General features: G+C 67.9%; 2 protein-coding genes and 2 pseudogenes. 1 reads left to right on the forward strand and 3 read right to left on the reverse strand.

Annotated features, from left to right (window positions below; translation table 11 throughout):
* Positions 1-213 precede the first annotated feature (213 nt).
* Complete coding sequence (locus ABZ624_RS42405; protein WP_360100992.1) at positions 214-519, forward strand: hypothetical protein; 306 nt, start codon at positions 214-216, stop codon at positions 517-519.
* An 8-nt stretch (positions 520-527) separates the two neighbouring features.
* Here ABZ624_RS42405 and ABZ624_RS42410 read toward each other — a convergent pair.
* The 3 genes and pseudogenes from ABZ624_RS42410 to ABZ624_RS42420 all read right to left on the reverse strand — a co-directional run.
* Positions 528-1,708 (reverse strand): annotated as a pseudogene (locus ABZ624_RS42410) (IS110 family transposase).
* A 203-nt stretch (positions 1,709-1,911) separates the two neighbouring features.
* Positions 1,912-3,155: pseudogene (locus ABZ624_RS42415) on the reverse strand (IS110 family transposase).
* A gap of 294 nt (positions 3,156-3,449) precedes the next feature.
* Positions 3,450-3,646 (reverse strand): hypothetical protein (locus tag ABZ624_RS42420; protein WP_360100989.1); only part of this gene is annotated, 197 nt, incomplete at its 5' end.

Below are 3,646 nucleotides of genomic sequence, written 5' to 3' on the forward strand. Positions count from 1 at the left end.
GCGACAGCACCAGGCCCGCATCAGTCACTACAAACGACGCGGACACAGTCCCTGACCTAGCCATCAGTCACGGCAAGCACCGTTGCAGTACTAGGCCTGGAAGAACCGTGGGCCCTCCCGCCGCCAGCGCGAAGACGTGGAGCTGACAGAGAAGATCAAGGCCGCCACGAGCGGTCCCGCGGCACCTACGGCGCCCCGCGCGTCCAGGCCGGCCTGCGGGATGTCGACGGTCTGCGCATCGGCCGCAATCGCATAACCCGCCTGATGCGGGCCGCCGGCCTCGTAGGCGTGCACCGGCGCACGGGAGGCATCCCGCTCACGCGTCAGGACTGGCAGGCCACCGCGGCCCCGGACCTGATCGGCCGCGACTTCACCGCGGCCGTGCCGAACGCCCGCTACGTGGGTGACATAACCTACCTCCCGGTCGGCAATGGCCAATTCCTGTATCTGGCAATGGGGGTTGGACCTGTCCTCAAAACGGCTGGCGGGCTGGGCGATGGCCGACCACATGCTTCCTAATGCTGTTGTCAAGCTGCCGCAGGCACCGGTGGTGTCACTTCGTAGCACCGTCGGTCGCGGATCAACGCCCAGAGGACGTTGACGCGTCGGCGGGCAAGAACGAGCACGGCCTGGACGTGCTTCTTCCCCTCGGCGCGTTTGCGGTCATAAAACTTCCGCGAGTTCGGGTCGAACTGGACGCTGACCAGTGCGGACGTGTAGAAGACGCGCTGGAGTCTCCGGTGGTAGACGATCGGCCGGTGGAGATTGCCGCTGACCTTGCCCGAGTCGCGAGGTGCGGGGGCGACCCCGGCGAAGGCCGCCAGGGCGTCGGGGGAGCCGAAGTCGTCCAGGCTGCCGCCGATGGCGGCGAGGAACTCGGCACCGAGGGTCGCGCCGATTCCGGGGACGCTCAGGATGATGTCGGCGAGCTCGTGTTCGCGAAACCGGCCCTCGATGAGCTTGTCCATCTCGCGGATCTGCTCGTTGAGGGCCGTCACCTCCTCGGCCAGGGTGTGGACCAGCCTCGCGATGGTCTTCTCGCCGGGGACGGCGGTGTGCTGGCGTTCGGCGGCCTCGACCGCCGCTTCGGCCAGCGTTCTCGCGTTGCGGACCTTGCGGTTGGTCAGCCACTTTGTCCGCCGCGCCGTCCCGGCCCGGCGGATCGCGGCCGGTGTCTGGTAACCCGTCAGAAGCCTGAGCGGGCCGGTGTTGGTCACGTCCAGGGCTCGTTCCAGGGCGGGGAACATGTTCAGCAGCGTGCCGCGCAGGCGGTTGACCAAGCGGGTGCGGTCCTCGACCAGGTCAGCCCGGCGTCCGGTCAGCAGCTTGAGCTCGACGCCGGCTTCGTCGCCGGGACGGATGGGCCGCAGGTCGCGGCGCATCCTGGCCTGGTCGGCGATAACGTAGGCGTCGCGGGCGTCGGTCTTGCCCTCGCCGCGGTAACCGTCCGAGGCCCGGTTCAGAGGACCTCCTGCCCGTGGTTCACCAGCAGGGCCAGCAGCAGGGCAGGCTCCCCGCCGGTCATGTCGATGGCCCAGGTGACCGGACGGCCGGCGGCCAGGTCGAGGACGTCACCGATCAGCTTCAGCAGCTCGGGCTCGTCGTTGGCGATCTGCCGCGACAGCAGTGTCTTGCCATCGGTGTCCAAGGCGAGGCCGTGGTGGTGGCCCTTGCCGCTGTCGATCCCCGCCCATATCCGGCTCATCATGCTCCTGACGCGCGTGTTCGTGTTGTTCGTGCCACGGACGACCTCGCCGGCATTGCTCTGCACAGCGACTTGTTCGCACTTCCTAACCGGCGGCCGAGTCGTCGTGGGGAGCCGGGCGGCCAAGCATGTGGAGCCACAAGGCGGCAGCGCACCGAGAGCCACACCCGGCTCCCCTGGGTGCCACAACCTCCTAATGCCGTTTGTCAAGCTGCAGCCGTGACAGGGAGCGTCCGTTGGTAGCACTGTCGGTCACGTATCAAGGCCCACAAGACGTTCACACGGCGCCGGGCCAGCGCCAGGACCGCCTGGATGTGGCGTTTGCCCTCCGCTCGCTTCCTCACGTAGAACCTTCGGGACTCCTCGCAGCGCCGGATGCTCAGCAGCGCCGACTGGTAGAAGACCCGTTGCAGGCCGCGATGGTAGCGCCGAGGCCGGTGCAGATTGCCGCTGATGCTGCCCGAGTCCCGCGGCACCGGGGCGACGCCAGCCAGGCTCGCCAGACGGTCTGCGCTGCCGTCTCGGCTGAGGTCGCCGCAGGTGGCGGCGAGGAACTCGGCGCCAAGGACGGGGCCGATCCCGGGCATGCTGGAGATCACCTCTGCCAGCTCGTGCTCGCGAAACCGGGCCTCGATGAGCTTGTCGATCTCGGCGACCTGCTCATGGAGGCTCATCACCTCCCTGGCCAGCGTGTGGACCATCTGCGCGGTGATCTTCTCGCCGGGCAGGGCCGTGTGCTGCCGGCCGGCGGCGGCGATGGCGGCTTCGGCCAGGGCCTGGGCGCCTCGGACCTTGCGGTTGCCCAGCCAGGTGGTCAGCCGCCGGGTGCCGACGCGCCGCAGTGCAGCGGGTGTCTGGTACCCGGTAAGCAGTACCAGCGGCCCGAGATTACTCAGGTCCAAAGCCCTCTCCAGAGCTGGGAAGATGCTGGTCAGCGTGGAGCGAAGGCGGTTGAGGGTCCGGGTGCGGTCGGCCACCAGGTCGGACCGGCGGCCGGTGAGAACCCGCAGCTCGATGGCGTGCTCGTCGTCCGGCTGCAGAACCGTCAGGTCCCGGCGCATCCGGGCTTGGTCCGCGATGACGGTGGCGTCCTTGGCATCGGTCTTCCCCATGCCCCGGTAGCCGGCCGAGGCACGGTTGACGGCCATGCCGGGCAGGTAGACGAGCTGCTGAGCGTGGTTGAGCAGCAGGTTGATCAGCAAGGCGGCCATACCGTCGGCGACGTCGACCGCCCAGACCACGTCCTCGTCCAAGGCGAGCACGTCGGCCAGCAAGGCCAGCGCTCCGGTTCGTCGTTCGCGACGCGGCGCGACAGCAGCCGTTTGCCCTCCGCGTCCAGGACCACGCAATGGTGGTGCGTCTTGCCGATATCTGTACCCGCCCAGATCCGGGCCACGGGCTCCTCCGGTCGTTCAGCCTGCTCTGCGATCCCAAACGACCTTGCCGACATGGTCCTACTCAGCGATGTACGACGTGGTACTCGCGGCTCCTAATCAGCGGTCAGGCCGTCGTGAGACACCGGGCGGCCAGGTTGGGGGAGCCATCGAGGGCGACCCTACGAAAGCCATACCCGGTGTCTCTGGGCCTCCAGATCCTACAAGTGGTCTTGATCAACCCGATCAAGAAGGTAGGACCCTACGAACGGCTGGGCCTCCCAGGAAGAAGGGTAGAGCGCACCGAACTGGTCACCGACGCCCTCGCGATTGGCGGTCACCACCCGAAGGCCCCTGCCAGGACTGATCCATCACAGCGACAAGGGCGCCCAATACACCAGCGTGGCGTTCGGCCGCCACTGCGAGCAGGCGGGCATCCGCCCCTCCACCGGCCGGACCGGCTCCTGCTTCGATACTGACTTCAGCTCGTCGGGGTGAATCTTCACGAAGTCCCTGATGGGCATGGATGGGTGGCTGTATCCCGTGGTGTGTGAGGTATGCGGATGGG

This window comes from Streptomyces sp. NPDC007205, from assembly GCF_040634095.1.
Lineage (GTDB): Bacteria > Actinomycetota > Actinomycetes > Streptomycetales > Streptomycetaceae > Streptomyces.